Raw genomic sequence first — 15566 nt, 5'->3', positions numbered from 1 at the left:
CAGTGACCGACACCGCCGACACCGCCCCCGGCACGGCCCTCGCCGGACCGGCCCCCGGCTCCCGGGCCCCCGCGGAGGAGGCGCGCCGTCGCCCCCGCAGGATGCCGCCCCTGCTGGCGTACGCACTGCGCCGCGTCGCCTCCTCGGTGCTGATCATCTTCGGCGTCACCCTGGTGACGTTCCTGCTCAGCTCCGTCGTCCCGGCCGACCCGGCCACCGCCAACCTCGGCCAGCGCGCCCTCGACGACCCCGAGATCGTCGCCCGCTACCGCGCCGAGCAGGGCCTCGACCGGTCGCTGCCGGTGCAGTACGCCTCGTACCTCGGCAACCTGCTCACCGGCGATCTGGGCACCTCGCAGCAGACCCAGCGCCCGGTCCTCGACGACCTCGCCGAGAAGCTGCCCGCCACCCTCGAACTGGTCGTCGTCGCCACGGTGATGGCCCTCGTCATCGGTGTGCTGTTCGGCGTACTCGCCGCGAAGGGGCGCGGCGGCCGGCTCGACCGGATCGCCCGCACCCTGTCACTCACCGGGGTCTCCCTGCCGACCTTCTGGATCGGCATGGTCGCCGCCGTGCTGTTCGTCAAGAACCTCGGCATCCTGCCCGGTTCCGGACGGCTCGCCCCGGCCCTCGATCCACCGGACCAGATCACCGGCTTCTACACGGCCGACGCGCTCCTGGCCGGCGACCTGGACGCCTTCGCCTCGGCGGCCGCCCATCTCGTCCTGCCGGCATCGGTCCTCGCCCTGTCCGTCATCGGTATGGTGCTGCGCTTCACCCGCAGCGCCGTACTCGAAGCACTCTCCTCCGACTTCGTGAAGGCGGGACGCGCCAAGGGACTTCGCGCACGCGGTGTCCTGTGGGGCTACGCGGTGCGCTCGGCGTCCGGCCAGCTGATCACCGCCACCACCCTCTCCTTCAGCCTGCTGCTCGCCGCGACCGTCTACATCGAGCAGCAGTTCTCCTGGAACGGCATCGGCCAGTACGCCTTCCGCAGCTCGACCAACCTCGACCTGCCCGCCGTGATGGGCGTATCCATCCTCATCGCCCTGGTCTTCGTCGTGGTCAACCTGGTCGCCGACCTGCTGTACGCCGCCTTCGACCCGAGGATCCGCCTGTCATGACCGCCACCCTCACCCCGGTCACCGCACCGGGCCTCCGCACGGGACGGGTGGCCGGCGCCTGGCGCTGGGCACGCCGCAACCCCGCACAGGGCGTCGCCGTCGGCGTGCTGCTCCTGTGGCTGATCGTCATCCTCCTCGCCCCCGTGCTCGCGCCGTACGACCCCCTCGACCAGAGCGCGGTGCCCCTGGAGGGCGCGTCGTCCGCGCACTGGCTCGGGACCGACCCCGCCGGGCGGGACGTGCTCTCCCGCGTCCTGTACGGCGCCCGGCTCTCCGTCCCGGTCGGGCTGCTGCTCATCACCGCGACCGCCGTGATCGGCACGGTCGTCGGCCTTGTCGCGGGCTTCTTCGGCGGCTGGGTCGACGAGGTCCTGATGCGGATCACCGACGTCGTCTTCGCCTTCCCGGTGATCATCCTGGCGATGGCCGTGGCCGCCTCGCTCGGCCCGTCCCTGCCCAACTCCGTCCTCGCGGGCGCTCTCGTCTGGTGGCCCGGGTACGCACGCACCGTGCGCTCCACCGTGCTCTCGCTGCGCGAGTCGGACTTCGTCCACGCCAACCGGCTCGCCGGGGTCGGCTCGGTCCGCTCGATCCTCGTGGACCTGGTGCCCGGCGTCGCCGGCTCGCTCCTCGTCCTCGCCATGCTGGACGTCGGCGGCGCGATCCTGCTGCTCGCCGGGCTGTCCTTCCTGGGGCTCGGTGCCAGGCCGCCGTCCGCCGAATGGGGATCGATGATCTCCGAGGCGTCGCAGTACTTCAACCAGTGGTGGCTCGCGGTCGTTCCCGGCCTGGCCATCGTCACGGTCGTGGTCGCCTTCAACGTCCTCGGCGACGCCCTGCGCGACCGGCTCGACCCCAAGCTCTCGACCGCTGGAGAACGATGATGAGTGGGGACAACACCCTCGGCGCGCGCACCCCGCTGGACTCCCGGGCGGGTACGGGCACGGCCCGTACCGGTACGGCTGGTTCCGTCACGGCCGTCGAGCCTCTCCTGCGCGTACGGGACCTGACGGTCACCCTGCCGCGTGCCGGACGGGACATCCGGCTCGTCGACGGCGTCGGTCTCGCCGTCCGCAGCGGGGAGGTCCTCGGCATCGCCGGGGAGTCCGGGAGCGGCAAGACGGTGACGGGCATGACCCTGGTCGGCCTCGGCCCCGAACGCGCCAGGGTGACCGGCTCGGTCCGCTTCGACGGGCGCGAGCTGGTCGGGCTCCCGGACAAGGAGTGGGGGCAGGTACGCGGCCGGGACATCGCGGTCGTCTTCCAGGACCCGTCCTCCGCCCTGCACCCGATGCTCACCGTGGGGCGGCAGATCACCGATCATGTCCGCCGTCACCAGGGCGTCAGCCGCAAGCAGGCGGCGGCCCGCGCCGTCGAGCTGCTCGACCTGGTGCGCATCCCCGGCGGGGCCTCGGCCGCCGCCCGCTATCCGCACCAGTTCTCGGGGGGCATGCGCCAGCGCATCGCCATCGCTTCCGCCCTGGCCTGCGGCCCGCGCCTGCTCATCGCCGACGAGCCGACCACCGCCCTCGACGTCACCGTCCAGGCCGGGATCGTCGAACTCCTCGACGAGCTGCGGCGCGAGACGGGCATGGCCGTCGTCATGGTCACCCACGACCTCGGCGTCCTGTCCTCCATCGCTGACCGCATCGCCGTCTTCTACTCCGGCAGGGTCATCGAGACCGGCACCGTCGGCGAGGTCATCGGCTCCCCTCAGCACCCGTACACGCGTGGCCTGTTGCAGGCGCTGCCGCACGCGTCGCTCGGCGAACGCTCCGCCGTCGGGCACGCCGTGCCGCTGCGCCCCATCCCCGGTTCGGCCCCGGCCGCCGACGCACCCGTGCCCGGCTGCCCGTTCCACCCGCGCTGCTCGTCGGCGGTCGACGGCTGCGACCGTACGCGCCCCGTACCGGTGAGCATCGGCCCGGCCCGTACGGTCTCCTGCGTGCTGGCCGAGCCCGGTGCCGTCCGCCCCGCCGACATCCCGTCGACCCCCGGCCCCGTCTCCGCGGCCGATGCCCCCGCCAGGAGGAAGGCATGACCGTGAACGCCGGCCACCCGGCCGCTCCACTGCTCCGCGTCGAGGACGTGGTCGTCGAGTACCCCCGCAAGGGGCAGCCTCCGATGCGTGCCCTGGCCGGGGTCGGTCTGGAGGTCGCCCCCGGTGAGATCGTCGGCATCGTCGGCGAGTCCGGCTGCGGCAAGTCCACCCTGGCCCGCGCCGTCACCGGGCTCGCCCCCGCGCACGCCGGCTCGGTCACCTTCGACGGCACACCGGTCGGCGCCATGGGACGGCGCCGCCGCGCCTCGGGGCTGCTGCCGCTGCAGATGGTGTTCCAGGACCCCAACGCCTCGCTCAACCCGCGGCGCACCGTCGGCGCGCAGATCCAGGAGGTCGTGGTCGCCCGCGAGCGCGCGCTGGGTGCCAGGCGCGGGCGCCGCGATCCGGAGACCGCGCGCGAGGCCGTCGAGGCGCTGCGCCGGGTCGGCCTTCCGGACGGAGCGGCGGAGAAGTATCCGCACGAGTTCTCCGGCGGGCAGCGGCAGCGGGCGGCGATCGCCCGGGCGCTCGCCTCCCGCCCGAAGATGATCGTCGCGGACGAGCCGGTGTCGGCCCTCGACGCATCGGCGCAGGCGGCAGTGGCGAATCTGTTGCGGGACCTGTCGCGCGAGGAGGGCATCGCCCTCGCGTTCATCTCGCACGACCTGGCGGTGGTCGGCGCGCTCGCCGACCGGGTGGTCGTCATGTACCTGGGCCGCGTCGTGGAGACGGGCACCGTCGAGCAGATATTCAACGCGCCGCAGCACCCGTACACCCAGGCGCTGTTGGCCGCCGTACCGGTACCGGACGGCACGGGCGCCCGCCCCCGGGCGCTGACGGGCGAGGTCCCGGACCCGGGCAGCCCCCCGCCCGGCTGCCGCTTCCACCCCCGCTGCCCGCTCGCCGTCGACCGCTGCCGGACGGAGGAGCCGGTCCTGCTGAAGGCGCCGGGGGCCGGGCCGGAATCCGAGGTGGCCTGCTGGGTCGCGCAGGCGCGGGAACCGGCGCCGGCCTGATCCGGCCGGGTCGAAGGGAGACCGCGGACAGCCGGTCGGAGGGAGACCACGGACACCCGGGTCTCCCTCGACCTCGGCTTTCGGAGCGGCGTACGGTCCGTAGGTGACCACCGCGCCCCACCATGCGGTACGCCGGGTGTCCTTCAGGAGCCCGAGAAGGTTTACTCGGCCCGATGAGTGACATGAGTGGAATGCTGGCCGGTAAGACCGTCATGATCACGGGTGCGTCGAGCGATATCGGAGAAGCGGCCGCCCGACTGTTCGCCGCCGAGGGAGCGGCGGTCCTCCTGATGGCCCGTCGCGAGGACGTACTGAAGCAGCTGGCCCTGGAGATAAACGACTCCGGCGGCCGTGCGGCGACAAGCACGGGCGATGTCTCCGTGGCCCAGGACGTACAGCGTGCCGTGGACGCGGCCCAGGAGCACTTCGGCGCCCTGGACGCGGCGTTCAACAACGCAGGCTTCGCCGGCGACGACCTGTCCCCGATGCACGAACTCGACCAGGCGGTCTTCGACCGCTCGATGGCCGTCAATGTCAACGGCACCTGGAACTGCCTGCGTTCCCAGATCCCCGTGATGCTCGAAGCGGGGAAGGGCGCGATCGTCAACACGTCCAGCACCGCGGCCATGGGGTCCACCGGAGCCCCCGTGCCCTACGTCGCCGCGAAGCACGCGGTGCTCGGCATGACCAGGGCCGCTGCGGCCGAGTACGCGGAACACGGCATCCGTATCAACACGCTTGTCGTCGGTACCACCCGGACGGACATGATCGACCAAGCCGTGCAGGCCTACCCGCACTTGGGGACGGCCTTCGTCGCCCGCCAGATGCAGAAACGCATGGCGGACCCCGTGGAGATCGCCCAGGCGGCCCTGTGGCTGTGCAGCGACCGAGCCTCCTTCGCCACAGGCTCCGCCCTTGCCATAGACGGCGGCTGGACAGCCACCTAACCCCCACCCCCGCCTCGCCCCCCCCGGTCGGTGGGAAGTCACGGACAGCCAAATCGGGATATACAGCCCAGCGAGGTGTCCGTAACTTCCCAATGACCGGCCCCGACCGGCCCCGGTCACACCGGCGCCGGGAGTACGTCCTCCAGGTCCTGGAGCAGGCGGCGCTTCGGGCGGGCGCCCACCATCGACTTCACCGGTTCGCCGTCCTGGAAGACCATCAGCGTCGGCATCGACAGGACCGCGTAGCGGCTGGTGATCCCCGGGTTATGGTCCACGTCGATCTGGACCACCTTGACGCGGTCGGCCTCCTCCCGGGCGATCGCGCTGAGCACCGGGGCGAGCTGTCGGCAGGGGCCGCACCAGTCGGCGGTGAATTCGACCAGGACCGGCAGGCCGGCTCCCAGGACCTCCGCGTCGAACGTCGCGTCGGTCACCTCGGCGACACCTTCGGCATGGATCATCTCGTGTCCTCCCAGTTCAGTTCACATCGTGGTTCGGGGCCGCCCGGCACCCCGGCGGACGCCTCCAGTTCGGCGCGGGCCAGCTGTGCGCCGACCTCCGTACGGACCGATTGGAGCTGGCCGATGAGCGCGTCCAGCTCGCCGAGCTTGCGCCGGTAGACGGCCAGCGAGGCCGGGCAGGCGTCGCCCGCCGGGTGGCCTGCGCGCAGGCAGTCGACGAAGGGGCGGGTCTCCTCCAGGTCGAACCCGAAGTCCTGAAGGGTCCGGATCTGCTGGATCAGCCGCAGGTCGCTCTCGTCGTACGTGCGATAGCCGTTCTCCGCACGGCGTGCGTGCAGCAGGCCCCGTGACTCGTAGTACCGCAGCGTCCGTGTCGTCGTCCCGGCGCGTTCGGCCAGTTCCCCGATTCGCATACCGCGACGGTAATCCTTGACGTCGGCGTCAAGGCAAGGCAAGGCGAGAAGGAAGAAAGGAGGGCGGACGGGGAGGCAGTCGGTCAGGCCGGGGGCCGCACGGCAGGCGTCCGCGTCAGGACGTCGTGAGGTAGCAGGTGTAGGAGCCCGTCACCGTCGTCTCCGTCCCGCTGCCGGGTTCCCCGTCCATGGAGACCGACACGCTCACCTCGGACTCCCCCTGCATGCTGAACCCGTCGGCGTAACGGCCGCCGCGCCGCCAGTCCTTCGGCGCGGCGGCATCGGCGCGCCCGCATTCCTCTCTTCCGTAGCGGTCGCCGCTCCCGACATCCCGATTGCCGTCGAACGCCCGGTCCACCTTCACCTGGCCCAGCACCCGGAGGTCGTGCCGGTCCGCGCAGCCCACAGGCCGGACGATCTCCTCGGTGCCCAGTCCCGTGCCGCCGGTGGCCGCGCACCGGCCGGCCTTCAGCGTGGCGACGGGCGCCAGCACCTCGGCGGCGTCCTCGACCGGCTCATCGTCGTCGAACGGCCTCTTCACCGGCTCACCGAAGGCGGTGAGTTCGTACGCCGCCCGCAGCCGCTTCACCTCGACCAGCGTCCCCTGGTCGTGCAGCGCGGCCAGCACGGGCGCGAGGTCGGCGGCGGCCGAGGCCAGTCTGCCGTCGGCGTCCAGCTTCACCGTCAGCCCGACGGACTCCGTCCCCCAGGCGTCACCGGGGCCCCGCAGGTGACGCGGCAGGAGTTCCGCCGCGACCTCGGGCAGCAGGTCCACCCGGTAGACCCGGCTGCCGTCCGCGCGGCGCTCGGGGGCCTCCCGGGGGATCGCACGCGGGACGAGGTCCGCGAGGGTCCCGCTGTACGGCGCCGCGTCCCCGGCCGCGTGCCCGGCGACCTCACCCGCGGCCTCGCCGAACTTACTGACGGCCTCGGGGGTGTATCTCAGCCAGGCGGAGCTTCCGCTGCGGACGTAGACGTCGTCGTCGGCCGTGGCCAGCACCTGCTTGCCCTCCGGAGCCGCTCCCCTGAGGAGCTCCAGCGTGCCCTCCGGAAACGTGCGAGGTGCGTCGAGGCCGAGGTCCGCGCGTGCCGTACCCCGCTCGTAGTCCTGGCTCCCCCGCGCGCGCTGCACGGCGTCGCCGCCCGCCGCGCCGTACGTCAGCGTCGACACGAACGCTGCGGTGCCGGCCTCGCGGGTGGCGTCCGTCGCCGCCTGGAACTGCTCGGCGAGCGGCTGCCCGTAGACCGCATCCCCCGCCGGGGCCTTCTCGCCCGCGCCGCAGCCGGCTGTGCCGATGAGAACCGGCAACAGCAGCGCGGCCGCGGCTCTCCGGTGTCGTACGGTCTTCAGCGTCCCCACCCCTTGTGCCTGGTCAGGACACCTTCTGCGCCTGTTCAGGGGAGTGATACTGCGCGGACCCGTCCCATGGCGCCAGCACGGAATGATCACACTGTCCGCACACCATGGGACGGGACATGCGTGAGCGGCCGGTACGGGGGCCCCGTACCGGCCGCTCAGGCCGTTCCCTACGCCTTCACCAGCGAGGGCTGCTCCCCGTCGCCGTCCCTGGCGTCCGGGACGTGCGGCTCGCCGCCATGGGCGTCGTCCGTCATCGTCTGCTCGTCGAACGGGAGGGCGCCGGAGAGGACCTCGTCCACCCGGGCCCGGTCGATCTCCTTGGTCCAGGTGCCGACCAGCACCGTGGCCACCGCGTTGCCCGCGAAGTTGGTCAGGGCGCGGGCCTCGCTCATGAAGCGGTCGATTCCGACGATCAGTCCGACACCGTCGACCAGTTCGGGACGGTGCGACTGGAGGCCGCCCGCGAGGGTGGCCAGGCCGGCTCCGGTGACGCCCGCCGCGCCCTTCGAGGCGATCACCATGAAGACCAGCAGCGAGATCTGCTCACCGATGCTCAGCGGGTCGCCCGTCGCGTTGGCGATGAAGAGCGAGGCCATCGTGAGGTAGATCGCGGTGCCGTCGAGGTTGAAGGAGTAGCCGGTCGGCACGGTGATGCCGACGACGGGCTTGCTGACGCCCATGTGCTCCATCTTCGCGATCAGCCGCGGCAGGGCCGACTCGGACGAGGAGGTGGAGAGGATCAGCAGGAACTCACGGCCCAGGTACTTCAGCAGGGAGAAGATGTTGACCCCGGCGACCAGGCGCAGGATCGCGCCCAGGATCAGGAAGACGAAGAGCGCGCAGGTGACGTAGAAGCCGACCATGATGATCGCGAGGGACTTCAGGGCGTCGACGCCGGTCTCACCGACCACCGCCGCCATCGCACCGAACGCGCCGACCGGCGCCGCCCACATGATCATGGCGAGGATGCGGAAGACGAGGCGCTGGATGTGGCCGATGCCCCGCAGGACGGGTTCGCCGGCCGAGCCCATGGCCTGGAGCGCGAAGCCCGCGAGCAGGGCGATGAGCAGGGTCTGCAGGACCTCGCCCTCGGTGAAGGCCGACACCATGGTCGTGGGGATGATGCCGAGCAGGAAGTCCACTGTGGACTCGCTCTCACCCGCCTGCGCCTCACCCGCGGCGCGGGCCGCCTCGGTGAGGTGGAGGCTGGAGCCGGGCTCCAGGAGGTTGCCGACGACCAGGCCGATGGCCAGGGCGACGGTCGACATCACCAGGAAGTACCCGAGGGCCAGACCGCCGACGGCACCGACCTTGGCGGCCTTCCGTACGGAGCCGACCCCCAGCACGATCGTGCAGAAGATGATCGGCGAGATCATCATCTTGATGAGGTTGACGAAGCCTGTGCCGATCGGCTTGAGCTCCACGGCGAAGTCGGGAGCCACGAGGCCCACCGTGATGCCCAGCACCACGGCGGCGATCACTGCCAGGTAGAGATAGTGGGTGCGGTCCCGTCGTGCGGCTTTCTCTGCCACGGGGGTCTCCTCGGGTGTGCGGCGGCTCCCCCGTCCCTGGGGGCCCCGGTGACTATTCACTTCCCTGTGACGGCCGTCACCCTTGCGTTCATATCGTTCACAGACGCTTATCGGCCACCTTGGGCCCGCGGCCCCTGCCAGGCAGACTGTGGGGCATGCGCCTGCCCCGTACCCTCCCCCGCAGCCTGGCCGGCCAGCTGTTCGCGATGCAGGCCCTGCTCGTGGCCGCGGTCGTGGCCGGGTGCGCGTTCTTCGCGTACGCCTCGGGCCGCTCCCAGGCGGAGGAGACCGCGGCCCGCCAGGTGCGGGCGGCCGCCCTCGCCATGGCCGAATCGCCGTCGGTGCGGGAGGCGATCCGTACCCCCGACCCGTCCGCCGTACTCCAGCCCTACGCGGAGCGGGTCCGTGAGGACACCGGGATCGCGTTCGTCACGATCATGAATCCGGAGGGGGTCCGCTGGACCCACCCCGACCCCGGCCAGATCGGCAGGAGCTTCATCGGGCACACCGAGCGCGCCCTGCTCGGCGAGACGTTCGAGGAGACGTACACCGGCACGCTGGGGCCCTCGATACGGGTCGTCACGCCCGTCCGGGACGGCGACAGGATCGTCGGCCTGGTCAGCGCGGGCGTCACCGTCGAGCGGGTCTCGACGCAGGTACGTGAGCAGCTCGGGGCCCTGGGGACGGCTGCGGGCGCCGCCCTGGCACTCGGCGCGCTCGGGACGTACGTGATCAACGCCCGGCTGCGGCGGCACACGCACGGGATGAACGCCCGGGAGCTGAGCCGGATGCACACGTACCACGAGGCCACGCTGCACGCGGTGCGCGAGGGGCTGCTCATGCTGGACGGCCAGCGGCGGGTCGCCCTGATCAACGACGCGGGGCGTGAGCTGCTGGGGCTGGCCCCCGGGTCGGTCGGGCGCAAGGTCGACGAGCTGGCGCTGCCGACGCCGCTGACCGGGGCGCTGCTGGCGTCCGAGCCACGGGTGGACGAGGTCCACCTGACGGCGGAGCGGGTGATCGTCGTCAACACCAGCCCGGTGGTCGGCGGCGAGCGGCGCGGGACGGTCGTGACGCTGCGGGACCACACGGAGCTTCAGGCGCTGTCGGGCGAGCTCGACTCGGAGCGCGGCTTCACCCAGGCGCTGCGCTCGCAGGCGCACGAGGCGGCGAACCGGCTGCACACCGTGGTGTCGCTGATCGAGCTGGGCCGGGTCGAGGAGGCGGTGGACTTCGCGACGGCGGAGCTGGAGCTGGCGCAGGTCCTCACCGACCGGGTCGTGGGCGCGGTCGCCGAGCCGGTGCTCGCCGCCCTGCTGCTCGGCAAGGCGGCGCAGGCCAACGAGCGCGGCGTGGAGCTGGTGCTCGCCGAGGACAGCCTGATCGACGACGGGGCCCTGCCGCGCTCACTGGCCCCGCGGGATCTGGTGACGATCCTCGGCAATCTGATCGACAACGCGGTGGACGCCGCGTCGGAGGCGGCGACGGGCGCAGGCGCCCCCGTCCCCGCGCAGCGCACCGCGACACGGGCCCTGGTCACCGTGACCGCGCGGACGGACTCCGGCGAGCTGCTGCTGCGGGTGGCGGACACCGGCGCCGGGATCGGCCCGGACGACGCGGACGAGGTGTTCCGGCGCGGCTGGACGACCCACGGCACGGGCCGGGGCCTGGGCCTGGCGCTCGTCCGGCAGGCGGTCCACCGCAACGGCGGGACGGTGGCGCTGGACCGGGCGGAGGGCGGCGGCGCGGAGTTCACGGTGCGGCTGCCGCTCGTCGGCCGTACGGCGACGACGGAGGTGGTGGCCCCGTGATCCGGGTGCTGGTCGTGGAGGACGATCCGGTGGCCGCGGACGCCCATCAGCTGTACGTGGGCCGGGTGCCGGGTTTCGAGGTCGCCGCCGTCGCCCACTCCCGGGCGGAGGCCGTACGGGCGCTGGACCGGACGGAGGTGGACCTGCTGCTGCTCGATCTCTATCTGCCGGACGGGCACGGTCTGCAGCTGCTGCGCTCACTGCGGGCGGCGGGGCACGGCGCGGATGTCATCGCCGTGACGTCCGCGCGCGATCTGGCGGTGGTGCGGGAGGGCGTGTCGCTCGGTGTCGTGCAGTACGTGCTGAAGCCGTTCACGTATCCGACGCTGCGGGACCGGCTCGTCCGGTACGCCGAGTTCCGTGCGGCGGCCGGCGAGGCGAGCGGCCAGGAAGAGGTGGACCGGGCACTGGGCGCGCTGCGGGTCTCGGACCCGGCCACGCTGCCCAAAGGGCTGAGCTGGCCGACGCTGGAGGCGGTGACCCGGGCCCTGCGGGAGGCGCCAGAGGGGGTGACCGCGGCGGCCGCCGGGGAGGAGCTGGGAATCTCCCGGATCACCGCCCGCCGCTATCTGGAGCATCTGGTGACGGCGGGGCGCGCCGTGCGGCGGCCGAGCTACGGTCAGGTCGGCCGGCCCGAGCTGCACTACCACTGGGTGGCTGAAACCCGCTGATGGTCGGGCCCGCCCCTCCGGGGCTCCCCTAGGAGGATCATACGAAGGGTGAACTGATAGGAACAGCCTGTAGCCAGGCTGTTCCCGGCCTTCTACGGTGGGGCCGTGCACCCCACCCCGCCCTTCAACGCCCCCGCCGCGCGCCGCCTGCGCGAGGCGCTGGGAATGGCTCCCGGACATGTTGCGTACGGGCTCGGCGCCCAGTACGGACTTCGGATCACCGCCGAGACCGTGATGGCCTGGGAACGCGGCACGGCGCTGCCGGGCGAACGCGAACTGATGGCGCTGGCCGGTGTGCTGTGGTGCGCGCCGGGCGAACTGCTGGCCGCCGCGAGCACCTTGCGCGAGCACCGGCTGGCCCGGGACGTCGCCGTGGACGACCTGGCGCGGACGCTCGGGATGACGGCCGCCGCGTACCAGCGGATCGAGGAGTCGGGCCGCTGGCGCGGCAACGAGCGCCAGGCCCTGGCGCTCTGCGACGTACTGGACATGTCGGCGGCGCAGTTCCTGACGGCGACCGGCCGGAACGAGGAGCTGGCGGACCTGCTGACCAGGGCGGTCACGACGCGCTGGCAGGCGTACGTACGCCCGGTGGACAAGCTCGTACCGCTGGACCGGATCCTGGTCCAGGACGTGCTGGAGCAGTTGCACACCGACTACCAGTCGCTGATGGTGTCGACGCTGAGCTGGAACACCACGGGCCGGGACCGGGCCGGGACGGCGGGCGAGGAGGGGCGGGAGTTCCTGGACCGGGTGGTCGAGGAGTTCTGGCGGACGGCCGGCATCTGAGCCGTCGTACGCGCGAGAAGCCCCGCCCCGTCCGAACAGGTCCGGCCGGGGGCGGGCGAAGCGTCAGAAGACCGACTCGGCCTCGTACATCCGGTCGCTGGGGACGGTCTTCAGCCGGGTCACGGCGTCCGCGAGCGGGGCCATCACGATCTCGGTCCCGCGCAGGGCCGTCATGCGGCCGAAGTCGCCGCGGTGCACGGCCTCCACGGCGTTCCACCCGAAGCGGGTCGCGAGCACCCGGTCGTACGCGGTCGGCGTGCCGCCGCGCTGCACATGACCGAGAATGACCGGCCTGGCCTCCTTGCCGAGCCGCCGTTCGAGCTCGGCGGCGAGGCGGTTGCCGATGCCCTGGAAGCGCTCGTGACCGAACTGGTCGATCTCGCCCTTGGCGTACGTCATGGAGCCCTCGGCCGGGTGCGCTCCCTCGGCGACGCAGATGACGGCGAACTTCTTACCGCGTGCGAAGCGTTCCTCGACCATCTTGACCAGGTCGTCGACCTGGAAGGGCCGCTCCGGCAGGCAGATGCCGTGGGCACCGCCGGCCATGCCGGACTCCAGCGCGATCCAGCCCGCGTGGCGGCCCATGACCTCGACGACCATGACCCGCTGGTGCGACTCGGCGGTGGTCTTGAGCCGGTCTATGGCCTCGGTCGCGACGCCTACGGCGGTGTCGAAGCCGAAGGTCCGGTCGGTGGCGGAGATGTCGTTGTCGATGGTCTTCGGGACGCCGACGACGGGCATCCCGGCGTCGGACAGCATGCGGGCGGCGGTGAGCGTGCCCTCGCCGCCGATCGGGATGAGGGCGTCGATGCCGTAACGGAGGGAGAGTTCCGCGCAGTTCTCGGCGGCCTCGCGCAGCCGGTCGCGCTCCAGCCGGGCCGAGCCGAGGATCGTGCCGCCGCGGGCCAGGATGCCGCTGACCGCGTTCAGGTCGAGGGGCCGGAAGTGGCCGTCGAGCAGCCCCTTGAAGCCGTCCTCGAAGCCGATGACCTCGTCGCCGTGGCCCACCACGGCGCGGTGCACGACCGACCGGATCACAGCGTTCAGGCCTGGGCAGTCGCCGCCTGCGGTGAGAATTCCGATGCGCATCCTGCTCTGTCTCCTGCTCGCTAGTGCCATGCATTCCGGGGACCGTCGTGAAACCCCCGTACCGTGAGCCACGACGATTGTCCCACGCCGAGCCGGGCCCCCGCGCTTCCGACCGCGTCGCGAGGACGGTACGGGCCCGGTGGCGCCCGCTCCGGGCGCCCTGCCCGGCGGGCGGCTCACCTGCCCCGGTAGGTATCGTCAAAGGGACAATGCCAGCCAAACAGGACGGGAGACCACGCGTGGCGCGCAGTGTGTACGTGACCGGGATCGACCGGGGAGACGGCCGTCAGGTCGTCGATCTGGGAGTCATGGAGCTACTGACGCGTCAGGTCGACCGGGTCGGTGTCTTCCGGCCGCTCGTCCACGACCGGCCCGACCGGCTGTTCGAGCTGCTGCGGGCCCGCTACCGGCTCTCGCAGAGCGCGGAGACGGTTTTCGGTCTCGACTACCAGGAGGCCTCGGCGGTCCAGGCCGAGAAGGGGACGGACGAACTCGTCTCGCTGCTCGTCGAGCGCTTCCACCGGGTGGCCCGCGACTACGAGGTGGTGCTGGTCCTGGGCAGCGACTTCGCCGCCACCCAGCTCCCCGACGAGCTGGCCCTGAACGCGAGGCTCGCCAACGAGTTCGGCGCCTCGGTGATCGCGGTGGTCGGCGGCAAGGACCAGGACGCCGAGTCCGTCCGGGCCGAGACGCGCAACGCCTACCGGGCGTACGCCGGCCTCGGCTGCGACGTCCTGGCGATGATCGTGAACAGGGTGGCGTCCGAGGACCGTACGGACATCGCCGAGCGGCTGAAGGCGCAGCTCCCGGTCCCCTGTTCCGTGCTGCCCGACGACCCGGCGCTCTCCGCGCCCACCGTCGCCCAGATCACCACCGCCCTCGGCGGAACGGTTCTGCTCGGCGACGACTCGGGCCTGGCCCGGGACGCGCTGGACTTCGTGTTCGGCGGCGCCATGCTGCCGAACCTCCTCAAGGCCCTGACCCCCGGCTGCATGGTCGTCACCCCCGGCGACCGCGCGGACCTGGTCATCGGCTCGCTGGCCGCGCACAGCGCCGGCACACCGCCCATCGCGGGCCTGCTGCTGACCCTGAACGAGCGCCCCGGCGAGGAGATACTCCGGCTGGCGGCCCGCCTCGCACCGGGCACCCCGGTCATCGCGGTGGCCGGCGGGTCCTTCCCCACCGCGGGTGAACTCTTCGCCCTGGAAGGAAAGTTGAACGCGGCGACGCCCCGCAAGGCGGAGACCGCCCTCGGCCTCTTCGAGCGCCACGTGGACACCGGCGCGCTGCTGGAGCGGATCTCGGTGGCCCGCAGCGGCCGGGTCACCCCGATGATGTTCGAGCACGAGCTGCTGGAGCAGGCGCGTTCGGACCGGCGCCGGGTCGTCCTGCCCGAGGGCACCGAGGAGCGCGTCCTGCGCGCCGCGGACGTGCTGCTGCGCCGCGACGTCTGCGACCTGACCCTCCTCGGGAACACCGACGTCATCCGCAAGAAGGCCGCCGACCTGGGTATCGACCTCGCGGAGACGCAGCTCGTCGACCCGGGGACCTCCGAGCTGCGCCAGAGCTTCGCCGAGCGGTACGCCGCGCTGCGCGCGCACCGCGGGGTGACGGTGGAGCTGGCGTACGACGTCGTCTCGGACGTCAACTACTTCGGCACGCTGATGGTCCAGGAGGGCCTGGCCGACGGCATGGTCTCCGGCTCGGTGCACTCCACGGCGGCGACGATCCGCCCCGCCTTCGAGATCATCAAGACGAAGCCCGAGGCCTCGATCGTCTCCTCGGTGTTCTTCATGTGCCTCGCCGACAAGGTCCTGGTCTACGGCGACTGCGCGGTCAACCCGGATCCGGACGCGGAGCAGCTCGCGGACATCGCGGTGCAGTCGGCGGTCACCGCCGCCCGCTTCGGTGTGGACCCCAGGATCGCGATGCTCTCGTACTCGACGGGCACCTCGGGCACGGGCGCCGACGTCGACAAGGTGCGGGAGGCCACGGAGCGGGTACGCGCCTCACGTCCCGACCTGAGGATCGAGGGCCCGATCCAGTACGACGCGGCGGTCGAGCCGACCGTCGCCGCGACCAAGCTGCCGGCGTCGGAGGTGGCGGGCCGCGCGACGGTGCTGATCTTCCCGGACCTCAACACGGGCAACAACACCTACAAGGCGGTCCAGCGTTCGGCGGGCGCGGTCGCGGTCGGCCCGGTCCTCCAGGGGCTGCGCAAGCCGGTCAACGACCTCTCCCGCGGCGCGCTGGTCCAGGACATCGTCAACACGGTGGCCATCACCGCGATCCAGGCCCAGGGCGAGGAATGA

General features: G+C 72.2%; 14 protein-coding genes. 9 read left to right on the top strand and 5 right to left on the bottom strand.

Going from position 1 to position 15566, the window contains the following annotated elements; genetic code table 11:
- Window positions 1-2: 2 nt before the first annotated feature.
- The 5 genes from ACIP63_RS12960 (at window position 3) to ACIP63_RS12940 (ending at window position 5128) form a co-directional block, all read left to right on the top strand.
- The gene (locus tag ACIP63_RS12960) at window positions 3-1124 is read left to right on the top strand and encodes an ABC transporter permease (RefSeq protein WP_401514391.1); all 1122 of its coding nucleotides are present in this window, start codon (window positions 3-5) and stop codon (window positions 1122-1124) included.
- Entirely contained in the window at window positions 1121-2008 is an 888-nt protein-coding gene (locus ACIP63_RS12955; RefSeq protein WP_401514389.1) for an ABC transporter permease, read from the top strand. The genes ACIP63_RS12960 and ACIP63_RS12955 overlap by 4 nt, the downstream gene beginning before the upstream one ends.
- The gene (locus ACIP63_RS12950; protein WP_401514387.1) at window positions 2008-3165 is read left to right on the top strand and encodes an ABC transporter ATP-binding protein; all 1158 of its coding nucleotides are present in this window, start codon (window positions 2008-2010) and stop codon (window positions 3163-3165) included. Before ACIP63_RS12955 ends, ACIP63_RS12950 begins: the two co-directional genes overlap by 1 nt.
- Complete coding sequence (locus tag ACIP63_RS12945) at window positions 3162-4181, top strand: ABC transporter ATP-binding protein (protein ID WP_401514384.1); 1020 nt, start codon at window positions 3162-3164, stop codon at window positions 4179-4181. Before ACIP63_RS12950 ends, ACIP63_RS12945 begins: the two co-directional genes overlap by 4 nt.
- A 173-nt stretch (window positions 4182-4354) precedes the next feature.
- Window positions 4355-5128: an SDR family NAD(P)-dependent oxidoreductase gene (locus ACIP63_RS12940; protein ID WP_401514382.1), complete on the top strand. Its 774-nt coding sequence runs from the start codon at window positions 4355-4357 to the stop codon at window positions 5126-5128.
- 116 nt (window positions 5129-5244) lie between these two features.
- Here the strand turns inward: ACIP63_RS12940 and trxA are convergent, their stop codons facing one another.
- The 4 genes from trxA to ACIP63_RS12920 all read right to left on the bottom strand — a co-directional run bounded on the left by trxA (window position 5245) and on the right by ACIP63_RS12920 (window position 8894).
- Window positions 5245-5589 carry a thioredoxin gene (gene trxA / locus ACIP63_RS12935; RefSeq protein WP_401514379.1) on the bottom strand — a complete coding sequence of 115 codons (345 nt, stop codon included), beginning with the start codon at window positions 5587-5589 and terminating at the stop codon, window positions 5245-5247.
- Window positions 5586-6002 (bottom strand): MerR family transcriptional regulator, encoded by a 417-nt coding sequence (locus tag ACIP63_RS12930; protein ID WP_401514376.1) that lies wholly within the window; start codon window positions 6000-6002, stop codon window positions 5586-5588. Before ACIP63_RS12930 ends, trxA begins: the two co-directional genes overlap by 4 nt.
- A gap of 115 nt (window positions 6003-6117) precedes the next feature.
- Window positions 6118-7362 carry a hypothetical protein gene (locus ACIP63_RS12925; protein WP_401514373.1) on the bottom strand — a complete coding sequence of 415 codons (1245 nt, stop codon included), beginning with the start codon at window positions 7360-7362 and terminating at the stop codon, window positions 6118-6120.
- Between the two features lie 167 nt (window positions 7363-7529).
- Window positions 7530-8894: a cation:dicarboxylate symporter family transporter gene (locus ACIP63_RS12920; RefSeq protein WP_401514370.1), complete on the bottom strand. Its 1365-nt coding sequence runs from the start codon at window positions 8892-8894 to the stop codon at window positions 7530-7532.
- A 155-nt stretch (window positions 8895-9049) separates the two neighbouring features.
- Here ACIP63_RS12920 and ACIP63_RS12915 point away from each other — a divergent pair, with 155 nt between their 5' ends.
- The 3 genes from ACIP63_RS12915 (at window position 9050) to ACIP63_RS12905 (ending at window position 12165) form a co-directional block, all read left to right on the top strand.
- On the top strand, window positions 9050-10705 hold the full coding sequence (locus ACIP63_RS12915; protein ID WP_401514368.1) for an ATP-binding protein: 1656 nt from the start codon (window positions 9050-9052) through the stop codon (window positions 10703-10705).
- Window positions 10702-11376 (top strand): response regulator, encoded by a 675-nt coding sequence (locus tag ACIP63_RS12910; RefSeq protein ID WP_401514365.1) that lies wholly within the window; start codon window positions 10702-10704, stop codon window positions 11374-11376. Before ACIP63_RS12915 ends, ACIP63_RS12910 begins: the two co-directional genes overlap by 4 nt.
- Window positions 11377-11541: 165 nt before the next feature.
- The gene (locus ACIP63_RS12905) at window positions 11542-12165 is read left to right on the top strand and encodes a helix-turn-helix domain-containing protein (RefSeq protein WP_401515112.1); all 624 of its coding nucleotides are present in this window, start codon (window positions 11542-11544) and stop codon (window positions 12163-12165) included.
- A 63-nt stretch (window positions 12166-12228) separates the two neighbouring features.
- Here ACIP63_RS12905 and ACIP63_RS12900 read toward each other — a convergent pair whose 3' ends face one another.
- Window positions 12229-13254: an ATP-dependent 6-phosphofructokinase gene (locus ACIP63_RS12900; protein WP_104789209.1), complete on the bottom strand. Its 1026-nt coding sequence runs from the start codon at window positions 13252-13254 to the stop codon at window positions 12229-12231.
- Window positions 13255-13493: 239 nt separating this feature from the next.
- On the opposite strand from ACIP63_RS12900, the gene pta reads away from it, so the two are divergent.
- Window positions 13494-15566 carry a phosphate acetyltransferase gene (gene pta, locus ACIP63_RS12895; RefSeq protein WP_401514361.1) on the top strand — a complete coding sequence of 691 codons (2073 nt, stop codon included), beginning with the start codon at window positions 13494-13496 and terminating at the stop codon, window positions 15564-15566.

It is taken from the genome of Streptomyces sp. NPDC088746, assembly GCF_044751065.1.
Taxonomy (GTDB): Bacteria; Actinomycetota; Actinomycetes; order Streptomycetales; family Streptomycetaceae; genus Streptomyces.
The sequence above is the reverse complement of the archived record's forward strand: the minus strand, read 5'-3'. Positions and strand labels throughout refer to the sequence as shown.

Excerpts from the sequence above, each read along its gene's own strand:
- ACIP63_RS12955 (WP_401514389.1), top strand. The coding sequence starts at position 1,121 with ATGACCGCCACCCTCACCCCGGTCACCGCACCGGGCCTCCGCACGGGA.
- ACIP63_RS12950 (WP_401514387.1), top strand. The coding sequence starts at position 2,008 with ATGAGTGGGGACAACACCCTCGGCGCGCGCACCCCGCTGGACTCCCGG.
- ACIP63_RS12945 (WP_401514384.1), top strand. The coding sequence starts at position 3,162 with ATGACCGTGAACGCCGGCCACCCGGCCGCTCCACTGCTCCGCGTCGAG.
- ACIP63_RS12940 (WP_401514382.1), top strand. The coding sequence starts at position 4,355 with ATGAGTGACATGAGTGGAATGCTGGCCGGTAAGACCGTCATGATCACG.
- trxA (WP_401514379.1), bottom strand. The coding sequence starts at position 5,589 with ATGATCCATGCCGAAGGTGTCGCCGAGGTGACCGACGCGACGTTCGAC.
- ACIP63_RS12930 (WP_401514376.1), bottom strand. The coding sequence starts at position 6,002 with ATGCGAATCGGGGAACTGGCCGAACGCGCCGGGACGACGACACGGACG.
- ACIP63_RS12915 (WP_401514368.1), top strand. The coding sequence starts at position 9,050 with ATGCGCCTGCCCCGTACCCTCCCCCGCAGCCTGGCCGGCCAGCTGTTC.
- ACIP63_RS12905 (WP_401515112.1), top strand. The coding sequence starts at position 11,542 with ATGGCTCCCGGACATGTTGCGTACGGGCTCGGCGCCCAGTACGGACTT.
- ACIP63_RS12900 (WP_104789209.1), bottom strand. The coding sequence starts at position 13,254 with ATGCGCATCGGAATTCTCACCGCAGGCGGCGACTGCCCAGGCCTGAAC.